21 protein-coding genes and 1 tRNA gene are annotated in these 20,214 nt (G+C 66.7%); 10 read left to right on the top strand and 12 right to left on the bottom strand.

Going from position 1 to position 20,214, the window contains the following annotated elements; all coding sequences use genetic code 11:
• Positions 1-245: 245 nt before the first annotated feature.
• The 3 genes from BZF57_RS15315 to yghU all read right to left on the bottom strand — a co-directional run bounded on the left by BZF57_RS15315 (position 246) and on the right by yghU (position 3,458).
• Positions 246-2,309, bottom strand: coding sequence for a site-specific integrase (locus BZF57_RS15315; protein ID WP_086739556.1), 2,064 nt, complete (start codon positions 2,307-2,309; stop codon positions 246-248).
• 134 nt (positions 2,310-2,443) lie between these two features.
• Positions 2,444-2,518 (bottom strand) — tRNA-Gln (locus BZF57_RS15310).
• 79 nt (positions 2,519-2,597) lie between these two features.
• Positions 2,598-3,458: a glutathione-dependent disulfide-bond oxidoreductase gene (gene yghU / locus BZF57_RS15305; RefSeq protein ID WP_086739553.1), complete on the bottom strand. Its 861-nt coding sequence runs from the start codon at positions 3,456-3,458 to the stop codon at positions 2,598-2,600.
• A gap of 116 nt (positions 3,459-3,574) precedes the next feature.
• Here yghU and BZF57_RS15300 point away from each other — a divergent pair, with 116 nt between their 5' ends.
• Genes BZF57_RS15300 through BZF57_RS15290 form a run of 3 tightly spaced genes read left to right on the top strand, consistent with a single transcriptional unit; the run spans position 3,575 to position 7,636 of the window.
• A complete protein-coding gene (locus BZF57_RS15300; RefSeq protein WP_086739551.1) occupies positions 3,575-4,591 on the top strand; it encodes a DNA topoisomerase IB in 1,017 nt (338 codons plus the stop codon).
• A 53-nt stretch (positions 4,592-4,644) separates the two neighbouring features.
• Positions 4,645-6,729, top strand: coding sequence for an NAD(+) synthase (locus BZF57_RS15295; RefSeq protein ID WP_086739549.1), 2,085 nt, complete (start codon positions 4,645-4,647; stop codon positions 6,727-6,729).
• A 4-nt stretch (positions 6,730-6,733) separates the two neighbouring features.
• Complete coding sequence (locus tag BZF57_RS15290) at positions 6,734-7,636, top strand: DMT family transporter (protein ID WP_086739547.1); 903 nt, start codon at positions 6,734-6,736, stop codon at positions 7,634-7,636.
• Positions 7,637-7,902: 266 nt separating this feature from the next.
• Here the strand turns inward: BZF57_RS15290 and BZF57_RS15285 are convergent, their stop codons facing one another.
• The 3 genes from BZF57_RS15285 to BZF57_RS15275 all read right to left on the bottom strand — a co-directional run bounded on the left by BZF57_RS15285 (position 7,903) and on the right by BZF57_RS15275 (position 9,795).
• Positions 7,903-8,328 carry a DoxX family protein gene (locus tag BZF57_RS15285; protein ID WP_086739544.1) on the bottom strand — a complete coding sequence of 142 codons (426 nt, stop codon included), beginning with the start codon at positions 8,326-8,328 and terminating at the stop codon, positions 7,903-7,905.
• Positions 8,329-8,413: 85 nt separating this feature from the next.
• Positions 8,414-9,007 (bottom strand): FMN-dependent NADH-azoreductase, encoded by a 594-nt coding sequence (locus BZF57_RS15280; protein ID WP_086739542.1) that lies wholly within the window; start codon positions 9,005-9,007, stop codon positions 8,414-8,416.
• Between the two features lie 86 nt (positions 9,008-9,093).
• Entirely contained in the window at positions 9,094-9,795 is a 702-nt protein-coding gene (locus BZF57_RS15275) for a pirin family protein (protein ID WP_086739539.1), read from the bottom strand.
• A 215-nt stretch (positions 9,796-10,010) separates the two neighbouring features.
• On the opposite strand from BZF57_RS15275, the gene BZF57_RS15270 reads away from it, so the two are divergent.
• Positions 10,011-10,940 (top strand): LysR family transcriptional regulator, encoded by a 930-nt coding sequence (locus BZF57_RS15270; RefSeq protein WP_086739537.1) that lies wholly within the window; start codon positions 10,011-10,013, stop codon positions 10,938-10,940.
• Positions 10,941-11,005: 65 nt separating this feature from the next.
• Here BZF57_RS15270 and BZF57_RS15265 read toward each other — a convergent pair whose 3' ends face one another.
• From BZF57_RS15265 to BZF57_RS15250, 4 genes are all read right to left on the bottom strand, one after another.
• Positions 11,006-11,656, bottom strand: coding sequence for a glutathione S-transferase N-terminal domain-containing protein (locus BZF57_RS15265; RefSeq protein ID WP_086739534.1), 651 nt, complete (start codon positions 11,654-11,656; stop codon positions 11,006-11,008).
• Entirely contained in the window at positions 11,653-12,483 is an 831-nt protein-coding gene (gene trhO, locus BZF57_RS15260; protein ID WP_086739532.1) for an oxygen-dependent tRNA uridine(34) hydroxylase TrhO, read from the bottom strand. Before trhO ends, BZF57_RS15265 begins: the two co-directional genes overlap by 4 nt.
• A 363-nt stretch (positions 12,484-12,846) precedes the next feature.
• Positions 12,847-13,923, bottom strand: a complete 1,077-nt coding sequence (locus BZF57_RS15255) for a branched-chain amino acid aminotransferase (RefSeq protein ID WP_086739529.1) — start codon at positions 13,921-13,923, stop codon at positions 12,847-12,849.
• A gap of 759 nt (positions 13,924-14,682) precedes the next feature.
• Positions 14,683-15,234: a hypothetical protein gene (locus BZF57_RS15250; protein WP_086739526.1), complete on the bottom strand. Its 552-nt coding sequence runs from the start codon at positions 15,232-15,234 to the stop codon at positions 14,683-14,685.
• Between the two features lie 35 nt (positions 15,235-15,269).
• On the opposite strand from BZF57_RS15250, the gene BZF57_RS15245 reads away from it, so the two are divergent.
• A complete protein-coding gene (locus BZF57_RS15245; protein WP_086739524.1) occupies positions 15,270-16,034 on the top strand; it encodes a TlyA family RNA methyltransferase in 765 nt (254 codons plus the stop codon).
• A 105-nt stretch (positions 16,035-16,139) separates the two neighbouring features.
• Here BZF57_RS15245 and BZF57_RS15240 read toward each other — a convergent pair whose 3' ends face one another.
• Together BZF57_RS15240 and BZF57_RS15235 are read right to left on the bottom strand one after the other, a co-directional pair.
• Positions 16,140-16,340, bottom strand: coding sequence for a hypothetical protein (locus BZF57_RS15240; protein ID WP_086739522.1), 201 nt, complete (start codon positions 16,338-16,340; stop codon positions 16,140-16,142).
• Between the two features lie 260 nt (positions 16,341-16,600).
• Positions 16,601-16,891 (bottom strand): hypothetical protein, encoded by a 291-nt coding sequence (locus BZF57_RS15235; RefSeq protein WP_086739520.1) that lies wholly within the window; start codon positions 16,889-16,891, stop codon positions 16,601-16,603.
• Positions 16,892-17,122: 231 nt separating this feature from the next.
• Here BZF57_RS15235 and BZF57_RS15230 point away from each other — a divergent pair, with 231 nt between their 5' ends.
• From BZF57_RS15230 to leuB, 5 genes are all read left to right on the top strand, one after another.
• Positions 17,123-17,668: a TspO/MBR family protein gene (locus tag BZF57_RS15230; RefSeq protein WP_086739518.1), complete on the top strand. Its 546-nt coding sequence runs from the start codon at positions 17,123-17,125 to the stop codon at positions 17,666-17,668.
• A gap of 92 nt (positions 17,669-17,760) precedes the next feature.
• On the top strand, positions 17,761-18,009 hold the full coding sequence (locus BZF57_RS15225) for an accessory factor UbiK family protein (RefSeq protein WP_086739515.1): 249 nt from the start codon (positions 17,761-17,763) through the stop codon (positions 18,007-18,009).
• Positions 18,010-18,085: 76 nt separating this feature from the next.
• The gene (locus tag BZF57_RS15220; protein WP_086739513.1) at positions 18,086-18,373 is read left to right on the top strand and encodes a GIY-YIG nuclease family protein; all 288 of its coding nucleotides are present in this window, start codon (positions 18,086-18,088) and stop codon (positions 18,371-18,373) included.
• A gap of 165 nt (positions 18,374-18,538) precedes the next feature.
• Positions 18,539-19,138: a DNA repair protein RecO gene (gene recO, locus BZF57_RS15215; RefSeq protein WP_086739510.1), complete on the top strand. Its 600-nt coding sequence runs from the start codon at positions 18,539-18,541 to the stop codon at positions 19,136-19,138.
• A gap of 13 nt (positions 19,139-19,151) precedes the next feature.
• A complete protein-coding gene (gene leuB, locus BZF57_RS15210) occupies positions 19,152-20,210 on the top strand; it encodes a 3-isopropylmalate dehydrogenase (RefSeq protein ID WP_086739508.1) in 1,059 nt (352 codons plus the stop codon).
• Positions 20,211-20,214 lie beyond the last annotated feature (4 nt).

Raw genomic sequence — 20,214 nt, 5'->3', positions numbered from 1 at the left:
GCAACCTTGATCGGGAACCTGAAAGTCCGCTTCCTAGGGCTCAATTTCTGATAGGTAGCTGGTGGCTACCCGCCCCGCTTCAGAGATAACGCCACTCCGGACGAACAAATGCTGACTGTCAGCATCTGACAAAAGCTGACGCATCTCCTCTAGATTGGAAATGGCAGTAAAGTCCCACCGGCAGCCATCACGATCGTTGGGCGAACCCGTCCCCTGTCAGATGAACCACTGTCCACCCGGACAGCTCAACGTGGTTTTACCGCCCGAGCTGGTCTAGCGATCCGCATGGAATCTGGAAGAAGGTTAGTCCCCACGCAATCAGGTAGGTGATCGGTCACAACCGGAATTTCTTGGAGCATGTCCATCATCCGCGCCAGCGCGACCGGCTCAGAGTAGGTCGCAGCCCCATCGCCGAGCTTTTGCTGGCTGTGGCCAAGAAGATCGTTGCGTGATTCGAGATCAATTCCAGCCTGTTTGAGGGCATCGGATACGGAGTGTCTGGCCGCATGCATCGCCTGACCACGCTTTAGGTCCGGCACAAATGGGCGAATGTAAATCCACCAGATCTTGTAAAACACATCGCCAACGGCACGCTTGGTGCCGCCCGACGGATATAATTCGGGAAATAGCAGCGTTTCGCCAGCATCCTGCATCGCACGGACGTATTCAAGAAACCCAAGCCGGAGCAGTTCCCTGTGAACGGGAAGCTTCCGTTTGGAATTCGTCGTCTTCAGACCGCCTGTCGACGTCGGTCGGAAGTAGATGTAGGGCAATGGGGCATCGCAGAAGATGTCGTCGATCTTGAGCTTGCAGATCTCTTCCCGCCTTGCGCCGGTATACCAGACCAGCAGAAGAACGAAGAACAAGCCATCGTGGTAAAGCTGGCTGCCTTCATCGAGGCGCTCGTTGACGCTGTGACACCCCGTCCACGGTGGTAGCGAGAAGATCGCTTTTGCCTGTTCGTTGCTCAGCTTATCACGCGCTTCCCGGCTATCGCGATCGTCGGGCGTGATGAATTTGCTTGCATCGATCTCGGTAAGCCCCGGAACCAGTGCACACAGCTGCTTCTGCATCCGCTTGATGTTGTGCCAATGTTTGTTGGTGGTGTTGGTTGTCAGGCCAATTTGGTCAGCCTCCATCTCGCCAGCAACGATCCTGTCGATCGCTTTGTCGGCGATCATCTGGAGGGTGGTCGCGGGGTCCTTATCAGAGGGCGACTTGCCGATGGTGACGGGCAGGCGGTCGAACCATCCGTCCAGCTCCACGTAGTGCTGGTAGGTCACTTTCGAGAAGGGAAGGCCCGCAGGAATCGTCTTTTCGAGGAGAAGCGCGGCCCAATGAAGGTCACGGATCGTGGAATCACCGACCATTTTCGTGGGGCGTTTGGTCCCGACCCGATGCTCGAGCCCGCCATAGCGTTCGCCAACGAAGACAGCGACAAATTCCGTGGGCGTCATGGCTGCAAAGCGAGCCTCTTCCTCGGTCAACTTGCCTTGGCTGACCTTTCTCGGCGCTCTGGCAATCGGCTGCGGCTCTGAAATCTGCACTGGTTGCTGCGCAGGAATGATGACCGTGCTGGGCAAGGGCGCAGGCGCCGCTATTGGCGCAAATGTCGGCTTCGCTCTTTCCAATGCCATTTGTGCGAGCGTTGTAGTGTCAATGAGTTGGTTGCCCTTGCGCACGGCCTCTGCTGCCGCTGCACGCGCCTGAACCACAAGATCAGCTGCCACCGACGTGTTGAAAGCGTTTGCTTCAAGGCCTTGCGCGTTCAGCCGCGCGATCGCGGCCTCGCGCACCGTGTCGGAAAGACCGGGGTGATCACGCAATAGGCCACGGATGCGGACTTTCATGGGTTCGGGGAACCAAGGGAAGTGGCGTTCCACGAAAGACCAGTCACGTGGCACGCCAAGTCCGTCGTTGGCAATGCCCTGCCAGAGGCACTGAAACACGGCGAGATCGTCGTCAGAGTTCGACAGCTTGCTGTAGACGGGGCTGGCTTTCCACGCCGCCTCCAGATGCACGAGTTCGTTACGATAGGCGCGCATCTCCTCGACGAAGATCGCGGCGGCCGTTTCCTGATCCAGCCCGTTGGCGGCAACCTGTGTTCGCAAATTCATCCGAAGCCTCTCACTGTAAGCGGTCATCGCCGCGGACCGCCCGCGAGCGTGGTCCAGCTCCTTGGTGAGAAGGCTGAACTCTGAGCTTATCGAAAATTTTTCCGAAAAACCCAAAGCTTTGAGAAAAATTTTTCGGCGCCACCAATAAACGGCACCGCGGCGCTTGAGATTGGAGAAGGCAGAACGCGGCATGGAGCAAACCCCTTGTCGAGGCTTGCTGTCCTTACCTTCCGTGGGACAGCTGGTTGGGACAGTTGCTGAGGATAGCTGCGATTCTGCGGGGATTACCCTCAAAATCCTGTTCAATTTCAGTGCTTTGAGGGAATTGGCTGGGGCGGAAGGATTCGAACCTTCGCATGGCGGTACCAAAAACCGCTGCCTTACCGCTTGGCTACGCCCCAGCAAGAGCGGCGTCCTATAGCGGCTCGAAACAGGATGTGAAGGGGGCGAAAACACCTGTTCGCCCCCTTTTTCGCAGGCCTAGTCGAGGCGCTTGCCCGCGAAATCGGCCGCCGAGTGGCGCTCGCGTAGCTGGGTATCCTCGTCACCCCAGACCTTGTTGACGATCCGCCCGCGCTTCACCGCCGGGCGTGCGGCGATCTCCTTCACCCAGCGCGCGACGTTTGTGTATTCGTCGATGCTGAGGAAGGTCTTGGCATCGTTGTAGATCGTGCCGGTGGTGAAGGGTGCGAGCCAGGGGAAGTTGGCGATATCGGCGAGGGTGTATTCATCCCCGGCAAGGAAGCGGCTTTCGGCGAGGCGCTTGTCGGCGACGTCGAAGATGCGCTTGGTTTCCATTGCATAGCGGTTGATCGGGTATTCGTATTTCTCGGGCGCATAGGCGTAGAAGTGGCCGAAGCCGCCGCCGATGAAGGGGCCGCTTGCCACCTGCCAGAACACCCAGCTCAGCACCTCGGCCCGCGCGGCGGGGTCGGTCGGGAGGAACAGGCCGAACTTCTCGGCCAGATGCACCAGTATCGCGCCGCTCTCGAACACGCGGAAGGGCTTGGCCGGATCGCTCTTGTCGAGGAGGGCAGGGATCTTGGAATTGGGGTTCACGCCGACAAAGCCGCTGGTGAACTGCTCGCCTTCGCCGATGTTAATCGTCCAGGCGTCATACTCCGCGCCGGTGTGCCCGGCCTCGATCAGCTCCTCGAGCATGATCGTCGCCTTCACCCCGTTGGGCGTGGCGAGCGAGTAGAGCTGGAAGGGGTTGTCGCCCTCGGGCAGGGCCTTCTCCTCGCGCGCGCCCGCAGTCGGACGGTTGATCGAGGCGAAGCGGCCGCCCGAAACGGTGTCGGCGCTCCAGACGGCGGGCGGGGTATAGGTGGCGTCGGCCATCGCGAATTCTCCTTTCGGCGCAGCAGCAGCGCGCGCCGTTATGCCCTCTAGCTGGAGCGCGGGAGGGCGGGGTGCAAGATGGAACATTCGGCGCCTTGCGCGGCTTTCTCTTGCCGATGGAAAACTTGGTCTATGTTGACGACACGCTGCCCGGCATCACGCGGCGGCGGGCGGGGAAGGACTGGGCCTATTACGACCCCGACGGCGCGCTGATCCGCGACGCGAAGGAGAAGAAGCGGCTGAACGCCATCGCGCTCCCGCCGGCCGATACCGACGCGTGGTTCTGCCCCGCACCCAACGGCCACATCCTCGCCACCGGCTATGACGATGCCGGGCGCAAGCAGTACCGTTACCACCCCGATTTCCGCGCCACCCGCGAGAGCGCGAAGTACGATGCCTGCGCCAGCTTCGGCAGAAAGCTCCCGCTGGTGAGGAAGCGCGTCGAGGAGGACATCGCCGGCGGCGTCACCCGCGAGGCGGCGCTCGCCGCGGTGGTGCGGCTGCTCGACCTGTCGGCGATCCGCATCGGCAACGCGCAATATGCGAAGTCGAACGAGAGCTACGGCGCGACCACCCTGCGCGCCGATCATGCCGAGGTCGGGCGGCGCAAGCTGGCGCTCCACTTCACCGGCAAAGGCGGCAAGGAACACGATCTGGAGGTCGAGGACGCTGGCCTCGCGGCGGCGGTGCGGCGGATGGCGGATCTGGGCGAGGGCGATGACGACCATCTGTTCCGCTACGAGGACGATGGCGGAGAGGTGCGTCCCGTCACCTCCGCCGACGTCAACGCCTATCTGCGCGAGACGATGGGCGGCGATTTCTCCGCCAAGCACTTCCGCACCTTCCACGCGAGCAGCCTCGCCTTCGAGAAGCTGGCCGAGGGGCTGGGCGAAATTCGGCTGAAGGCAATGCTCGAACACGTGAGCGAACGGCTCGGCAACACCCCCGCGATCGCGCGCAGTTCCTATATCCACCCGGCGGTGATCGCGCGGATCGAGGGGCAGGCGGCGTGGCGCGAAGGCCTGAAACTGCCCCGCCAGACCCGCTGGCTGAGCCGCGCCGAGCGCGGCCTGATTGCCTTTCTGGAAGAATGCGGCAGCGCGGGCGACTATCTCGGCACCGACCAAAGCTAGGCAGCGGCGCGCTGCCGCGTTACAGCGCTGGCCCAGCAGGAGATGCCGCAGCAATGACCGAGGCCCACCCCTTCTACGACATGCACGAGCACGGCTTCGTGCGCGTGGCGACGGCGACCCCGTGCAGCCGCACGGCCGATGTCGCTTTCAACACCGCGGGCGTGCTGGCCGAGGCGAGGAAGGCGCATGAGGCGAACGTCGATCTGGTGGTCTTTCCCGAGCTGACCTTGTCCTCCTACGCGATCGACGATCTGCTGCTCCAGAACGCGATCCTCGAACGGGTCGAGCAGGCGCTGGCCGAGGTGGTGGCCGCCTCCGCCGATCTTCACCCCGTGCTGATCCTCGGCGCGCCGCTCCGCCGCGCGGACAAGCTCTACAATTGCGCGGTGGTGATCGCCCACGGGCAGATCCTCGGCGTGGTGCCCAAGAGCTTCCTGCCCAATTATCGCGAGTTCTACGAGAAGCGCCATTTCGCCCACGGGCGCGGGTGCACCGATCTGTGGATCGGCGTGGCGGGCGAGGAAGTGCCTTTCGGCACCGACCTCGTCTTTGCCGCCGCCAACCTTCCGGGCTTCCGCTTCGGCGTCGAAATCTGCGAGGATTTCTGGGCACCGATCCCGCCCGGGATGCAGGCCGCGCTCGCGGGCGCGCTGATCCTGTGCAACCTCTCGGCCTCGCCCGTCACCATCGGGCGCGCGGACGACCGGCACCTCCACTGCCGCTCCTCGGCTTCGCGTGCCATTGCGGCCTATGTCTATTCGGCGAGCGGGCACGGGGAGAGCACCACCGATCTCGCATGGGACGGGCAAGGCGTGATCTACGAGATGGGCACGCTCCTCGCCCAGTCGGAGCGGTTCGACCGGACGGGCGAGCTCACCATCGTCGACATCGACACCGAAAAGCTCGCCGCCGAGCGCCTGCGCAACCAGACCTTCGCCGATGCTGCCGAGTGGGCGGGGCGGCCCGAGGACTCCTATCGCAAGGTCGTGTTCGAGCACGCCTATGCCGCGGGCGACATCGGCCTTGTGCGCCCCGTCGCGCGCTTCCCCTTCGTCCCCGACCGGCCCGAAAAGCTCGACGAGGACTGCTACGAGGCCTTCAACATCCAGGTCGACGCGCTGATGCGGCGCATCCAGTCGACCGGGGCCAAGTCGCTGATTATCGGCATTTCCGGCGGGCTCGACAGCACCCACGCCCTGATCGTCGCGGCCAAGGCCTGCGACCGGCTGGGCCTGCCGCGCACCACGATCCGCGGCTACACCATGCCCGGCTTCGGCACTTCCGACGGCACGAAGAGCAACGCCCACCGGTTGATGCAGGCGCTCGAGATCACCGCGGGCGAGATCGACATCCGCCCGGCGGCGAGCAAGATGCTCGAGGATATCGGCCATCCCTTCGCCGCCGGCGAGCCGGTGCATGACGTGACCTTCGAGAACGTGCAGGCGGGCCTCAGGACTGACTACCTCTTCCGCCTCGCGGGCCAGCACAAGGGCTTCGTGGTCGGCACCGGCGACCTCAGCGAGCTGGCATTGGGTTGGTGCACCTATGGCGTGGGCGACCACATGAGCCACTACGGGGTCAATGCGGGCGTGCCCAAGACCTTGATTCAATATCTTATTCGCTGGGTGATCCGCACGGGCCAGTTCTGCGAGGAATGCGCGGCGGTGCTGGACGGCGTGCTCGATACCGAGATCAGCCCCGAGCTCGTGCCCCCGGGTGCGGACGGGCAGGTGCAGTCGACCGAGAGCCTGGTCGGGCCCTATGAACTCAACGACTTCTTCCTCCACCACATCATCCGCTTCGGCCAGCGCCCCTCCAAGGTCGCCTTTCTCGCGTGGCACGCTTGGAAGGACGCCGCTGTAGGCATGTGGCCCGCAGGCTTCCCCGACGCGCGCAAGAATGCCTACGAGCTTGCGACCATCGCCGACTGGCTCGACCGGTTCTGCGCGCGCTTCTTCGGCTTCTCGCAGTTCAAGCGCTCGGCGCTGCCCAACGGGCCCAAGGTCTCCTCGGCCGGGGCGCTCTCCCCCCGCGGCGACTGGCGCGCGCCTTCGGACGCGGTGGCGACCGTCTGGCGCGAGGAACTGCGCGAGGGATTGCCTGAGGACATATCGCAAGGGTTGCCCGCAACACCCTGATCCGATGCCGAAAAACCTCCCCCTCTCCGCGCTCGGGATCATGCTGTTCTGCAATGTCGCCTGGGCGATGAACATCGTCGTGAGCAAGATCGCGGTGGCGACTTTGGGCGTCCCGCCGTTGTTCTACACCGTGCTGCGCTCGGCGACGGTGGTGGCGGTGCTGATGCCGCTGCTGCTGCGCCAGAGGCCCGCCCGCTTGCCGCTCGTCCTGCTGATCGGCTTTGCCATCACGGGGGGGAGCTTCGGTCTGCAATTCGTAGGATTGCAGACCGCCAGCCCCTCGGCGGTGGGGATCGTGAACCTATCGGGCGCGCCGCTGACCGTGCTGTTCGCGATCCTGTTCCTCGGCGAGGAAGTGCGCTGGCGGCGCGGGCTCGGCATGGCGCTGGCGCTGGGCGGAGTGGGCCTCGCGATCGGCGCGCCATCGGAGGCGGGAGACCCGCGCGGGCTCGGCTTCGCCTTTGCGGGCGTGTTCATCGGGGCCTTCGCCTCGGTCTTCGTCAAGCGGCTGGAGATCGGCGCAGCGACGCTGCAGGCCTGGGCAGGGGTGGCCTCGCTCGCGGTCATGCTGCCTGCCACCTTGCTGCTGGAAAGCGGGCAAATTGAGGTGGTTAGAGCCGCCCCGCTCGCTGTGGCCCTGTGTGTGCTGTTTGCCGGGGTGATCGTCTCGGTCGGCGCGCATTCGGCCTATTTCCGCCTGTTCCAGACCTATGACGCGAACCTCATCGTGCCCCTCACCCTGCTGACCCCTCTGCTCACCATCAGCTTCGGAACGTGGCTGACGGGGGACACGATCCACTGGCCGCTGATCGTCGGGGGCACGATGGCGCTGGCCGGGGTGGCGATCATCGTGATCCGCCCGAGCCGCACCTTGCCCAAAGAGCAGATCCCCAAGCCTGAAACGTGATTTCATGCCACCTTCGGTGGCGCAGGTCTTCCTTCCCTTTGGCCACCCCGCCTCCCCAACCGGCCACCAAGAATACCATTACGGTATGGTGGCCGGGTGGGGAGGCGGGGCGGGCGGTCTGTGTTTCGCGTCAGCGAAACCGCAAAAAAGGATGTTTCACGTGAAACCCCCTCCGAGCACGGGGCTGGAGGGGGTCTAGGTGGGGTCTAGAGGGGGGCTGGGAGGCTCTGGCGGGGGTCTGGCACACGATGAACTCCCGCTGGTTCTCAGCCGCGGTCGAGCGACAGGCGGCCCGGGCCGAAGGCGGCGAGCTGGAACATCCCGCCTGCAATCGCGAGGTTCTTGAGGAAGCTCGTGAACTGCATCTGGTCGGCGAAGTCGGCGTGGAAGATCGCGGCGGCCAGGATGCTGAACACCCCCAGCACGATCGCCGCGGCGCGGGTGTGGTAGCCGGCGATCAGCAGGCCTGCGCCCACTACTTCGAGCGCGATGGTGCCGTAATAGACCCCTTCGGCAAAGGGCAGGCCGACGCTGGCGATATAGCCGATGGTGCCTTCGGCCGCGGCGAGCTTGCCGAGGCCCATGATCAGGAAAATCGCGGCGAGCAGCACGCGGGCGAGGAGCGCGCCGGCATCCTGCGCGGAAGAAGTGTCGGTGCGGGTGTCGGAAAGCGAGGCGGCAAGGTCAGTCATGGTGGTTCTCCCGGGGAGGAAGGGAAGGGTGGGCGAGGGACGGTGCGACCCTTGGTCAGCCGCCCCCCGCCCATGCAATCCGCGCTCAGGCGGCGATTTTTTGCGCGGCGTCCTTGGCGGCGGCGATCTTCTCTTCGCCGTCCACACCCATGATCCCGTCGGCCGCGATCAGGGTGACATCGGTGATGCCGAGGAAGCCGAGGAAGAAGGTCAGCCAGCGGCTCATGTAGTCATAATCCGCGCCCATCGGGGTGCCGCCGCTGGCGATGGCGAGATAGGCTGTCTTGCCCTTCAGCAGGCCTTCGGGGCCGTTGGCGGTGTACTGGAAGGTCGTGCCGGCGCGCGCCACCAGATCGGCCCAGGCCTTGAGCGTGGCGGGCGGGCCGAAATTGTAGACCGGGCTCGCGATCACGATGGCATCGGCGGCCTGAAGCTCGGCGATGAGCGTGTCGGCGATGGCGGCGAGTTCGGCCTGCTCGGGGGTGCGATCGGCGGCGGGGGTGAGGTTGGCGGCAAAACGCTCGGCGCTGACATAGGGCAGGTCGTTGGCGGCGAGATCACGGGTGGTGACGCTCGCGCCGCCCGCGGCGAGGCCGTCGACGATGCTCTGCCCGATGCTGCGCGAGACGCTCTCGGCCTCGGAACGGATGCTGGCGGTGATGTAGAGGATGTTGCTCATGGCTTTGGTCCTTCGGTTCTGAAGAGGGGGTGGAGCCGGCCGGCAGGGGGAGAGGGGGGGAGAGCCGGCCGGCTCCGGGGGGGTGTTTACGCCGCGTCGACCAGCACGACTTCGCTGTCTTCCAGCGCGGTGATGGTCACTTCCGCGAGTTGCGTGATCGCCACGCCGTCGCGGGCAACCGCTTCGACGTCGCCGATCCGCACCTTGCCCGTCGCGGGGACGAGGTAGAGGTGGCGGTCGGCGCTGCGGGGCGTGTAGGTCACGCTCTCGCCCGCCTTGATCGTCGCGCCCAGCACGCGGGCATCGGCGCGGATCTTGAGCGCGTCATTGTCATTCGCCACGCCGCTTGCGAGCGGGACGAAGCTTCCGGCGCGGTCGTCCTTGGGGAACTGGCGCGCGCCCCAGCTGGGCTGGCCGCCGCGCTGATCGGGGATGATCCAGATCTGGAACAGCGTGGTGGTCTCGTCCTCGAGGTTGAACTCGGAATGCGCGACTCCCGTACCGGCGCTCATCACCTGCACATCGCCCGCTTCGGTGCGGCCTTCGTTGCCCATGCTGTCGCGGTGCGTGATCGCGCCGGTGCGGACATAGGTGATGATCTCCATGTCGGAGTGCGGGTGGGTCGGAAAGCCCGACTTGGGCGCGATGGCATCGTCGTTCCAGACCCTGAGCGCGCCCCAGTGGACGCGGGCCGGATCGTGGTAGCTCGCAAACGAGAAGTGATGGTGCGCATCGAGCCAGCCGTGGTTGGCGGCGCCGAGGGTGTTGAAGGGCCTGAGTTCGATCATGGCGTGTCTCCTGTGCTTCGTTGTGGCGGAGATAGGCCGGCGGGGTCTTCCAGATAAGTGCGATAAAACTTGCCAAGATGTTCGGATTATCTGAACATATAGGTATCAAGTCCCCGTTCGCCTCGAGCGAAGTCGAGAGGCCGGTGAAGGGTGTCTCGACTTCGCTCGACGCGAACGGGTTTGGGCCGGGCCTGCGGACAGGCGGAGATTGCGTGATGAAACTCGGTGAACCCTCGCTCGACCAGCTGCGGCTCTTCATCGCGGTTGCCGAACACGGCAGCTTCGGCGGTGCGGCCAAGACGCTGGGCCGCGCGGTCTCGGCGGTGTCCTACGGCATCGCGCAATTGGAGGCGCAGCTGGCCCTGACCCTGTTCGACCGCGAGGGCTCGCGCCGTCCGGTGCTCACTCCCGCGGGCGAAGGCCTGCTGGCCGAGGCGCGCGGCGTGGCCGACGGGGTCGATGCGCTGCTGGCCAAGGCGCGCTCGCTCCATGCGGGGCAGGAGCCATCACTGACGCTGGTGATCGACGTGATGGTGCCGGGCGATGTCACCGCCCACGTGCTCGGCGAGTTCCGGCGGATGTTCCCGACCTGCGCGCTGACGCTGAGGATCGAGGGGCTGGGCGCGGTCGCCTCCTGCCTGATCGAGGGCGGGGCGGACCTCGCGATCGGCGGCCCGGTGATCGGCGAGCATCCGGGGATGGAGCGGCAGGCGATCGGCGAGCTCGATCTGGTCCCGGTCGCCGCGCCCTCGCACCCCCTGGCGCGTGCTGGCGTGTTGCCCGGCGAGAGCCGCCGCCACCTGCAACTGGTGCTGACCGACCGCTCGCCGCTCACCGAGGGCCGCGAGTTCTCGGTGCTCTCCCCGCTGACATGGCGGCTGGGGGATCTGGGCGCCAAGCACTCGCTGCTGAAGGAGGGGCTGGGCTGGGGCAACATGCCGCGCGGGATGGTGGCGGGCGATCTGGCGGCGGGCACGCTGGTGGAGCTTGACCTGCCGGAAAAGCCGGGCGCGCATTACCGACTTTCGGCGCTTTGGCGGAGGGACACGCGGCTCGGCCCGGCGGCGAGCTGGCTGGTCGATGCCTTCAGGGACGGGCTGGCGGCATGTCCGGATGTTCTGCGCGACCGGCTTGGGGCACACTGACCTTTCCCCGTCCCGGGCTTGACCCGGGACCCCGCGCAACTGCCAAAAGCGCGCCGGGCCCCGGATCACGTCCGGGGCGGGGCTGGTCCCAGAAAGACCGGCGCGTCACCCTCCTGCCACGGTGCGAATTTGGGCATGATGCCGGCGAAGAGGTCGGAGGCGAGCAACCCGTCCAGCCACTCTTGCAAGCGCGGCAGGGGCTGCGCGGCGAACCATGCGGGGTCGATCGCGGCGAACTGGCGGATGAAGGGGAGCAAGGCGATGTCGGTGAAGCCGCGCGCCTCTCCACCGAGGAAAGGCGCATCCGCGAGCCGCGCCTCCAGCGGGGCCAGCAATGCGAGTGCGGCGGCGCGGTGGTCGGTCGCGCCATCATCCCCCTCGTAGCGCCCGGGGTACTTCGCGCGGTCGAGGTGGTGCTTGAAGGGACCGTCATTGGCGGCGATCAGGGGCGCGTCATCCCGCGCCAGCCAGCCTTCCGGATCGTTCTGCGCGAGCGCCCAGCGCATGATATCGAGGCTCTGGTCGATCACGCTGCCGCCTGCCAGCACCAGCACCGGCACGGTCCCCTTGGGGCTCGCGGCGAGCAGCGCGGGCGGCTTGGCGGCGAGCTTCACCTCGCGCAAGGTCACCGTCATCCCCGCGACCCACAGCGCCATCCGCGCCCGCATGGCATAGGGGCAGCGGCGGAAGGAATAGAGGACGGGCGCGGTGCTCACGGGACTTCGGATGCGGGGCCGCACACCGGGCAGCTTGCCCCCGCCGGGTAGGGCCGCCCGCAAGGCTGGCAGCGGGTGTGAGTGCCCTGCGCAAGCCCGTGGCCGAGGCTCACACGCTCGTCGAAGACGAAGCATTCGCCCTGCCACAGGCTTTCGTTTTCAGGGACTTGCTCGAGATACTTCAGAATCCCGCCCTTGAGGTGGTAGACCTCCGCGATGCCCTCGGCGCGCAGGAAGGCGGTCGATTTCTCGCAGCGGATGCCCCCGGTGCAGAACATCGCGACCTTCTTTTTCCCTTCGAGCAGTTCCTCGCGGTGGTCGCGGAACCAGGCGGGGAAATCGCGGAAGGACGGGGTGGCGGGATCGACCGCGCCCGCGAAGGTGCCGATGGCGACCTCGTAATCGTTGCGGGTGTCGATCACGAGCGTATCGGGATCGGCGATCAGCGCGTTCCAGTCCTGCGCATCGACATAGGTGCCGACGCTCAAGGTGGGATCGATGTCCGGCTGCCCCATCGTGACGATCTCGCGCTTCACGCGGACCTTGAGCTTGCCGAAGGGCATGGCGGGCGCTTCGGAGAACTTCACCTCCAGCGCCTCGCACCCCGGCAGGGCGCGGATATGGGCGAGGACGGCGTCGAGGCCGTCGGGCGTGCCGGCGATCGTCCCGTTGATCCCCTCGCGCGCGAGCAGGAGGGTGCCCTTCACCCCCGCCGCGTCGCATGCGGCAAGCAGCGGGCCTTGCAGCGCGTGAGGATCGTCGAAGCGCGTGAACTGGTAGAGCGCGGCGACGGCGATCCCGGACGCGGTGTTGAGGTCGGTAGTCACCTGTCACCCGCTCGTGCATCCGGGCACACGATCGGGGCCAGCATGAAGCTGCTCCCGCGTTGCTCCAACGCGACCCGACTTCCGACCTCGCAGCCTCGATCATCTCTGTCGCGAAGCGGAAGGTACCGCGCCGACCCATCCGGTAGCGTGACCAGAAGCGAGCGTCCTTCAGGCGAGCGGTGGCGGGCCGAGCCGGTGACAGTTTTAACAAGCCTGCCATGCACGATTTCGGGCTTCTGATTTCGGACTTCCGCCGCCCGATAGTCGGACAGCACTCTCAGCCCCGCTATTCCCAGGGCGAGAATGGCGGCCACCCCGATAGCCTCGCGCCACAAAGGCGGGCGGAAGGGATCGGGCATGGGCCTAGACCCGCGTCACCCAGCCGTGGGTGTCGGCGATGCGGCCCGTCTGGATGCCGACCAGCTTCTCGCGCAGCGCCGCCGTGGTCTGGCCGATGCCGCCCGCGCCGATGGTGAACTCGCCGTCATGCCCCGCGACCTTGCCGACTGCGGTGACCACCGCCGCCGTGCCGCAGGCCATCACCTCGACGAGGCGCCCGCTCGCGGCATCCTCGCGCCACTGGTCGATGGAGTAGGGGGCTTCCGAGACCGTCAGCCCCTGCTCCTCCAGCAGCGTCACCAGCGAGTTGCGGGTGATGCCGGGCAGGATCGTGCCGGTCAGCGGCGGGGTGATGACGGTGCCGTCGGCGAAGACGAAGAACAGGTTCATGCCGCCCAGCTCCTCGATCCACTTGCGCTCCACGGCGTCGAGGAACAGCACCTGGTCATGGCCCTTGGCGAAGGCCTGTCCGGTCGGCACGAGGCTCGCGGCGTAGTTGCCGCCGCACTTGGCCGCGCCCGTCCCGCCGGGGGCGGCGCGGGTGTAGTCGGAAATCCAGATGCTCACGGCCTTGGCGCCCGACTTGAAATAGTTGCCCGCGGGGCTGGCGATGACGATGAACTTGTACTTCTTCGCCGGACGCACGCCGAGGAAGGCCTCGGTCGCGATCATGAAGGGCCGCAGATAGAGCGAGCCGCCCTCGACCGCCGGATACCAGTTGCCGTCCACTTCCAGCAGCGCCCGGATCGCGCCGAGGAACAGCTCCTCCGGCAGCGCGGGCATGGCGAGCCGCTCGGCCGAGGCGTTGAAGCGCGCGGCGTTGGCCTCGGGCCGGAACAGCCCGAGCGCGCCATCGGGATGGCGATAGGCCTTGAGGCCCTCGAAGATCTCCTGCGCGTAGTGCAGCACGCTCGCCGCCGGATCGAGCGGGATGGGCTGGCGCGGGCCGAGCACCGGAGTCTGCCAGCCGCCCAGCGCCTCGTCATAGTCGATAACGACCATGTGATCGGTGAACACGGTGCCGAAGCCCGGATCGGCGATCAGGCTCTCGCGGGTGGCATCGGGCGTGGGCGAGGGGTGGGGCAGGCGCGTGAGTTGCATGGAATGCGCCTAATCCTGCGCGCGGGCGAGGGCAAGATGACTATTGGATCATCCTCGCTTGCCCCTCCACCATCCTGCGGATGGTCCCCCTCCCCTAGAGGGGAGGATTATCGGGTCGCAGGCCCGCGAGCGCACGCGCGCGAGCCGCAGGCGCTCCGTAGCGAAGCGACGGAAACAGCGCCGAGGACGAGCGGGCGGAGGCCCGCTCGAAAAACAAAAGCACAAATGAAAAGGGCAGTTCCGCCCGTCGGGGAACTGCCCTTGACATGGTCAGCGGCCGGAAGTGCCGCTCACGGTGCCTTACTCAGAAGGATGATTACCGAGTATGCTCCGTAGGGATCTTCACCGACCTCGCTACTGAACCATGAGACATCGGATCACCTCCTTTCGCGCTTGTGAGCCAGACCCCGCGTTTCACCGGGGGCCGAGAGCCGCGTTCGCCGCTGGCCTCGGGTGCAATGTGAGTCATTGCGCAGGCATCCACAAGACTTGAAATAATCTTTTCCCGCGTCATACTCTCCCCTCGCCGCGTAACACCGGAGCATGCCGCGCCTGAGGGAGACCTCGGGCGTTTTTCGTTTCCGGCGCGGGTGTGGACAGGCTGGGGGCAAGCCTGTGGATATTAATGTATGGAATCGGAAGAATGCATCGTCATCGCGAGCCGAAGGCGCGGCGATCCATGGACTGACGTCGCCCCTCGATGCGAGGGTCGGTCATGGATTGCTTCGTTGCCCTTCGGGCGCCTCGCAATGACGAGCCTTATCTGCAATCCTCGATCACCCGGCTGACCTCGGCATGGCTGGGTAGGATCAGCGGTGCGAGCCCTTCGACCTCGACGGCAAAGCGCCCCTTGGAGAGTGCCATCGCATCGAGCAGGGGATCGCCCGCGGCGGTGTCGGCGGCGGCGTAGGGCATGGTCTCCATCTTGGGTGCCGCGCGCAGGGTGCGGGTCGCGGTCTCGGTGCGGATCGTCATGATGCGGGGGCCGGCGATCGTCCCCTCGCGCCAGAGCAGCATCCGGCCGCTCGCGCGCTCGCACACCATCATGAACCCGCCCGAGCGGTCGGTGGCGAGGAAGAGAGCGGTCGTGCCCTCATCGTGGCTGTGGTAGCGCCACGCGCCCGGCGTCAGGGGCGCGTCCATCCAGTGCATGTCGACCGGAGCTGGCAGGGGCTCGGGGCGGGCAGGGGCGGCGACGACCGGGGGGCGCGGGGCTGGCGTCCCCGCAGTCGCGACCGGCGGGGCTTTGGCAGCGGGCGCGCAGGCCGTGAGCGCGGCGGCGAGGGCGAGGAGGGGAAGTCCGGCTTTCATGCCCGCACTTTGCGCGCTAGGGCCTCCTCTTGTCCATGCCCGACCATCCACCTCGTCCCCCGAAAGCGCAAAAGCGCCGTGTCGACCAGCTGCTGGTCGAGCGCGGGCTCGCCGAAAGCCGCGCGCGGGCGCAGGCGCTGGTGATGGCGGGGCTGGTGTTTGCAGGCGAGACCAAGATCGACAAGCCCGGACACCAGCTGCCCGAGGATGCGGCGCTCGACGTGCGCGGGCGCGATCATCCCTGGGTCAGCCGCGGCGGGATCAAGCTCGCCCATGCCATCGAGCACTTCGGGCTCGATCCGGCAGGGGCGGTGGCGATGGATATCGGCTCGTCCACCGGAGGCTTCACCGATGTGCTGCTGACCCACGGGGCGGCGCACGTGTTCTGCGTCGATTCGGGCACCAACCAGCTCGCGTGGAAGTTGCGCGAGGATCGGCGCGTGACGGTGCTCGAACAGCTCTCGGCGCGCCTGCTCACCCCCGAACACATCGACCGCCCGTGCAACTGGGTGGTGTGCGATGCGAGCTTCATCTCTCTGGCGAAGGTGCTGGAGGTGCCGCTGCGGCTCGCAGCGCCCGAGTGCCAGCTGGTCGCGCTGATCAAGCCGCAGTTCGAAGTCGGGCGCGAGGAGGTCGGCAAGGGCGGGGTGGTGCGCGATCCGGCGCTTCACCAGCGCGTGTGCGACGGGGTGCGCGGCTGGGTGGAGGGGCTCGGCTGGACGGTCGAGGGGATCGCGACAAGCCCGATCACCGGCCCGCAAGGCAATGTCGAATTCCTGATCTCGGCCCGCCGCGGCTGACCATCGGCGGGGCACAAAAGAAAAGACCGGCAGCAACCGTGGTTGCTACCGGTCTTTCTTGAACCTGGTCCCTGGCACTAGGCCAGAGTCGGCAATCCCGAAGGATTACTCGGCAGCCGGGGTCTCGGTCGCGGCCGGGGTTTCGGCGGTCATGGCGTCGGTCGCGTCGGCAGCCGGGGTTTCGGCAGTCATCGGCTCTTCAACGGTCATGGTGTCGGCTTCGGTGGTGGCTTCTTCGGCCGGCTTCGAGCAAGCGGCGGTGGCGAGAGCGAGGCCGGCGACGGCGACGAGAGCGATCTTCTTCATGGTCATTTCCCCTATGGGTCCGGCGAGGCCGGGAATGAGCAAAAGCGCGTTATTTTGAACTCCCGCCGCCAACGCGCTTTCGAATCACGGCAGGAATGTGGCGGCGTTTAGCAGAGGTTTTCGGCAACCCCAAAGCGTTTCGTGACGTTTTGCCCAAATTTCACCACATTTTTGCCGTGCTCGCCGTGCAGGCGCCGGAAAACCGCCAGCAACCAAGGGGTTGCTGGCGGTCCGGTCCGGCGAGCCGGAAGGTTGGGGGCTTACTTCTTGGCAGCCGGAGCCATGGCGTCTTCCTTGGGCGCCATCGCGTCGCCTTCGGGAGCCATCGCGTCGCCCTTGGGCGCCATGGCATCGCCGGTCGGCGCCATCGCATCGCCCTCGGCTGCCATGGCATCCTCGCCGCCTGCCATCGCATCGGTGCTTGCCGCCATCGGCTCGTCGGCGACCGACATGGCGTCGGCACCGGTTGCGGCTTCCTCGGCCGGCTTCGAGCAGGCGGCGGTGGCAAGGGCGAGGCCGGCGACGGCGAGGAGAGCAAAGGTCTTCTTCATGGTAACATTCCCCTGAGCGGCCCCGCGCAATGCGGCGGTCCGGTGATGATGATCGGGCACGCGGCGTCCTGCCCGGCATGTGCTTGCCGCCCCCCTGCTTCGCCGGCGCGGGGCGGAAAGTTACAGGCCGGATCCTGATCGAGGATTTGGCGATGCCGCGCGGCTCTGGTATCGCCGCGTTCCCGATCGCCGGCCCGGGTGCCGGCCCGAATGCCGGAGAGTCGTGAGCCGATGAACGTCCTTGCTTCCCCCGCCCAGCTGCGCGCCAGTTTCCTGCGCTGGGCGCTGTTCATGGTGCCGCTGGTCCTGCTGGTCGGCTTTGCCGCGGGCAAGCTCGGCAGCCCGGACACGGCGTGGTTCGCGGGGCTGACCAAGCCCGCGATCTTCCCGCCGCCGGTGACCTTCGGGATCGTGTGGACGGCGCTGTTCGTGCTGATCGGCCTCGCGATGGCGAGCGTGGCGAGCGCCTGGGGCGCACCGGGGCGGGGCGTGGCGCTGGTGGTCTTCGCGATCCATTTCATCGTCACGCAGGTCTGGACGCTGGTGTTCTTCGGGATGCAGGACATGTTCGCCGGGCTGATGGTGCTTGGCTTCGGCATCGCGAGCCTGCTGATCGCGCTCGCGCTGGTGCTGCGCGTCCGCCGCTCGGCGGCGCTGCTGCTGCTGCCCTATCTGGCGTGGCTGTGCTTTGCGAGCGTGCTCAACTACCAGTTCATCGTCGAGAACCCCGACGGCGGCCCGAGCGGCAACGGCGCAGCGGTGCGGGTGAAGCTCTGAGGCCTCAAGTAGCGAAGCGGTAGGCCAACAAGGACGCCGCGAGAGCGAGGAGGATGCTTGCACTTCAGGGCAAGCATCCCCAAAAAGAAAAAATGCAAAGCCAGAACCCGATCATCGCCGACCTTGTCAAACTCGCCAACAGCGCTGCCGGCACCATGGCAGGCATGACCCGCGAAGCCCGCGAAAGCGCGCGCGAGCGGATGCGCGAGGCCTTTGGCGGGATCGATTTCGTCTCCAGAGAGGAATTCGAGACCGTCAAGGCGATGGCCCAGAAGGCCCGCGAACAGGCCGACGCCCTCGAAGCGCGCCTCGCCGCGCTGGAAGCGAAGTCGAAGGACTGATTCTCTTCGTCGCCCCTGCGAAGGCAGGGGCCCATCCGCGCTGGCGGGCTGGCCGCAAAGTCCATATCATGGGGCGATGGGCGGCTGGGTCTATATCATGACGAACGGACCGCACGGCACGCTCTACATCGGCGTGACCGCCGATCTTGCCGCACGGGTGTTTGCGCATCGCGAGGGGCGCGGCTCGGCGTTCTGTCGCAAGCACAATCTCACGCGGCTGGTCTATGCCGAACACCACGACACGATCATCGATGCCATTGCCCGCGAAAAGGCGATGAAGAAGTGGAAGCGGCAGTGGAAGCTTCGGCTGATCCGCGCTGCGAATCCCGCCTGGATTGACCTGTTCGAGACGATCAATGGCTGATTGCCGATACTCCGTCGCCCCTGCGCAGGCCGGGGCCCATCTGGGCTTTGTGCCGAACGCAGTGCTCGCACTGATCGCCGGTGGGAGATCGGGCTGCAAGAACTCTCCTTCGACATCGACGTTGGCTGGGCCCCTGCCTGCGCAGGGGCGACGGGGGATTGAGTCTTGACCCCCCACGCCCCCGCCATTCTGCTCGGCTCGCGCCCTCAGGGGGAGACCGGGGCGATGGTGCGGCTGTTGACCGCGGGGCAGGGCCTTGTCGCGGCCTATGTCGCGGGTGGGCGCGGGCGGCAGATGCGCGCGGTGATGGTGCCCGGCAACCGCGTCGCGGCGGAATTCACCACCCGGCCCGGCGGCCAGCTACCCTTTGCCCGGCTCGAGCTCGAACAGTCGCGCGCCGCGCTGATGACCGAGCCGCTGCCCGCCGCCGCGATCGGGTGGGCCTGCGCGCTCACCGCCGCGACGCTTCCCGAACGCCAGCCGTACCCCGCGCTCCACGCCGCGCTCGACGCGCTGCTCGAGGCCATCGCCATCGCCCCCTCGGCGCGCGGGTGGGTGAGCGGGCTGATCGGCTACGAGACCCTGCTCCTGTCGGAGCTCGGCTATGGCGGCGAGGCCCCGCCGCCCGCGGCCGACTGGCCCCAGACACTCGCTATGCTGGGGATACTCGAGCGCCGCCTTGCGCACTACCTGCTTGCAGGCGACCGGCGCGATGTTATGGGCGCGCGGAAGCGGCTGACCGAGCGGTTGGCGCGGATGGCGTGAAGGGGACCCCCAAGTGAAGATTGCAGTCCTGCCCGGCGACGGGATCGGCCCCGAGGTCACCGCCGAGGCGGTCGCGGTGCTCGAAGCGCTGGCGCTCCCGGGTCTCACGCTGTTCACCGGCGATGTGGGCGGCGCGGCCTACCATCGCCACGGCCACCCGCTGCCCGAAGAGACGCTGGCGATGGCGCGCGAGGCCGATGCGATCCTGTTCGGCGCGGTGGGCGATCCGACCTGCGACGCGCTCGAACGCCACCTGCGGCCCGAGCAGGCGATCCTCGGCCTCAGAAAGCACCTCGGCCTGTTCGCCAACCTGCGCCCGGCCAAGGTGTTCGCGGGGCTTGAGCACCTCTCGCCCCTGCGCGCCGATATCGCTGCGGGCCTCGACATGCTGATCGTGCGCGAGCTGACGGGCGACGTCTATTTCGGCGCCAAGGGCCAGCGCACCACCGATGCCGGCGAGCGCGAGGGGTGGGACGCCATGTCCTATTCGGAGAGCGAAGTGCGCCGCATCGCCCATGTCGCTTTCCGCGCGGCGGCAGCTGCGGGCCTGCCGCTCACCAGCGTCGACAAGGCCAATGTGCTGGAAACCAGCCAGCTGTGGCGCGATGTGGTGCTGGAGGTCGCGGCGGATTATCCGCAGGTCGCGCTCGATCACATGTACGTCGATAATGCCGCGATGCAGACCGTCAGCCACCCCGAGCGCTTCGGCGTGTTGCTGACGGGCAACCTGTTCGGCGACATTCTTTCGGACCTCGCGAGCGCGGCGGTCGGCTCGATCGGGCTGCTGCCCTCCGCCTCGCTGGGCGAGCGGCAGACCGGGCACGGCACTTTCGGCCTCTACGAGCCGATCCACGGCTCCGCGCCCGATATTGCCGGGCAGGGCAAGGCCAACCCGATGGCGACGATCCTGTCGGCGGCGATGATGCTGCGCCATTCCTTCGGTCTGGAGGATCAGGCCGCGCGGATCGAGGGCGCTGTGGCCAGGGCGCTCGCCGACGGCATCCTCGGCGGCGATCTCGGCGGCAGCCACGGCACGGCGGCCATCGGCGCGGGCGTGCGCGAGCGGCTTTGAACGC

This window comes from Erythrobacter colymbi (genome assembly GCF_002155685.1).
GTDB lineage: Bacteria > Pseudomonadota > Alphaproteobacteria > Sphingomonadales > Sphingomonadaceae > Erythrobacter > Erythrobacter colymbi.
This window is presented reverse-complemented; position numbering and strand designations above follow the sequence as displayed.

Excerpts from the sequence above, each read along its gene's own strand:
- yghU (WP_086739553.1), bottom strand. The coding sequence starts at position 3,458 with ATGGCCGACGCCACCTATACCCCGCCCGCCGTCTGGAGCGCCGACACC.
- BZF57_RS15250 (WP_086739526.1), bottom strand. The coding sequence starts at position 15,234 with ATGAAAGCCGGACTTCCCCTCCTCGCCCTCGCCGCCGCGCTCACGGCC.
- BZF57_RS15220 (WP_086739513.1), top strand. The coding sequence starts at position 18,086 with ATGGGCGGCTGGGTCTATATCATGACGAACGGACCGCACGGCACGCTC.
- BZF57_RS15295 (WP_086739549.1), top strand. The coding sequence starts at position 4,645 with ATGACCGAGGCCCACCCCTTCTACGACATGCACGAGCACGGCTTCGTG.
- BZF57_RS15315 (WP_086739556.1), bottom strand. The coding sequence starts at position 2,309 with ATGCCGCGTTCTGCCTTCTCCAATCTCAAGCGCCGCGGTGCCGTTTAT.
- BZF57_RS15270 (WP_086739537.1), top strand. The coding sequence starts at position 10,011 with ATGAAACTCGGTGAACCCTCGCTCGACCAGCTGCGGCTCTTCATCGCG.
- BZF57_RS15290 (WP_086739547.1), top strand. The coding sequence starts at position 6,734 with ATGCCGAAAAACCTCCCCCTCTCCGCGCTCGGGATCATGCTGTTCTGC.
- BZF57_RS15240 (WP_086739522.1), bottom strand. The coding sequence starts at position 16,340 with ATGAAGAAGATCGCTCTCGTCGCCGTCGCCGGCCTCGCTCTCGCCACC.
- BZF57_RS15255 (WP_086739529.1), bottom strand. The coding sequence starts at position 13,923 with ATGCAACTCACGCGCCTGCCCCACCCCTCGCCCACGCCCGATGCCACC.
- BZF57_RS15235 (WP_086739520.1), bottom strand. The coding sequence starts at position 16,891 with ATGAAGAAGACCTTTGCTCTCCTCGCCGTCGCCGGCCTCGCCCTTGCC.
- BZF57_RS15225 (WP_086739515.1), top strand. The coding sequence starts at position 17,761 with ATGCAAAGCCAGAACCCGATCATCGCCGACCTTGTCAAACTCGCCAAC.
- BZF57_RS15300 (WP_086739551.1), top strand. The coding sequence starts at position 3,575 with ATGGAAAACTTGGTCTATGTTGACGACACGCTGCCCGGCATCACGCGG.
- BZF57_RS15245 (WP_086739524.1), top strand. The coding sequence starts at position 15,270 with ATGCCCGACCATCCACCTCGTCCCCCGAAAGCGCAAAAGCGCCGTGTC.
- BZF57_RS15275 (WP_086739539.1), bottom strand. The coding sequence starts at position 9,795 with ATGATCGAACTCAGGCCCTTCAACACCCTCGGCGCCGCCAACCACGGC.
- BZF57_RS15285 (WP_086739544.1), bottom strand. The coding sequence starts at position 8,328 with ATGACTGACCTTGCCGCCTCGCTTTCCGACACCCGCACCGACACTTCT.
- BZF57_RS15280 (WP_086739542.1), bottom strand. The coding sequence starts at position 9,007 with ATGAGCAACATCCTCTACATCACCGCCAGCATCCGTTCCGAGGCCGAG.
- BZF57_RS15230 (WP_086739518.1), top strand. The coding sequence starts at position 17,123 with ATGAACGTCCTTGCTTCCCCCGCCCAGCTGCGCGCCAGTTTCCTGCGC.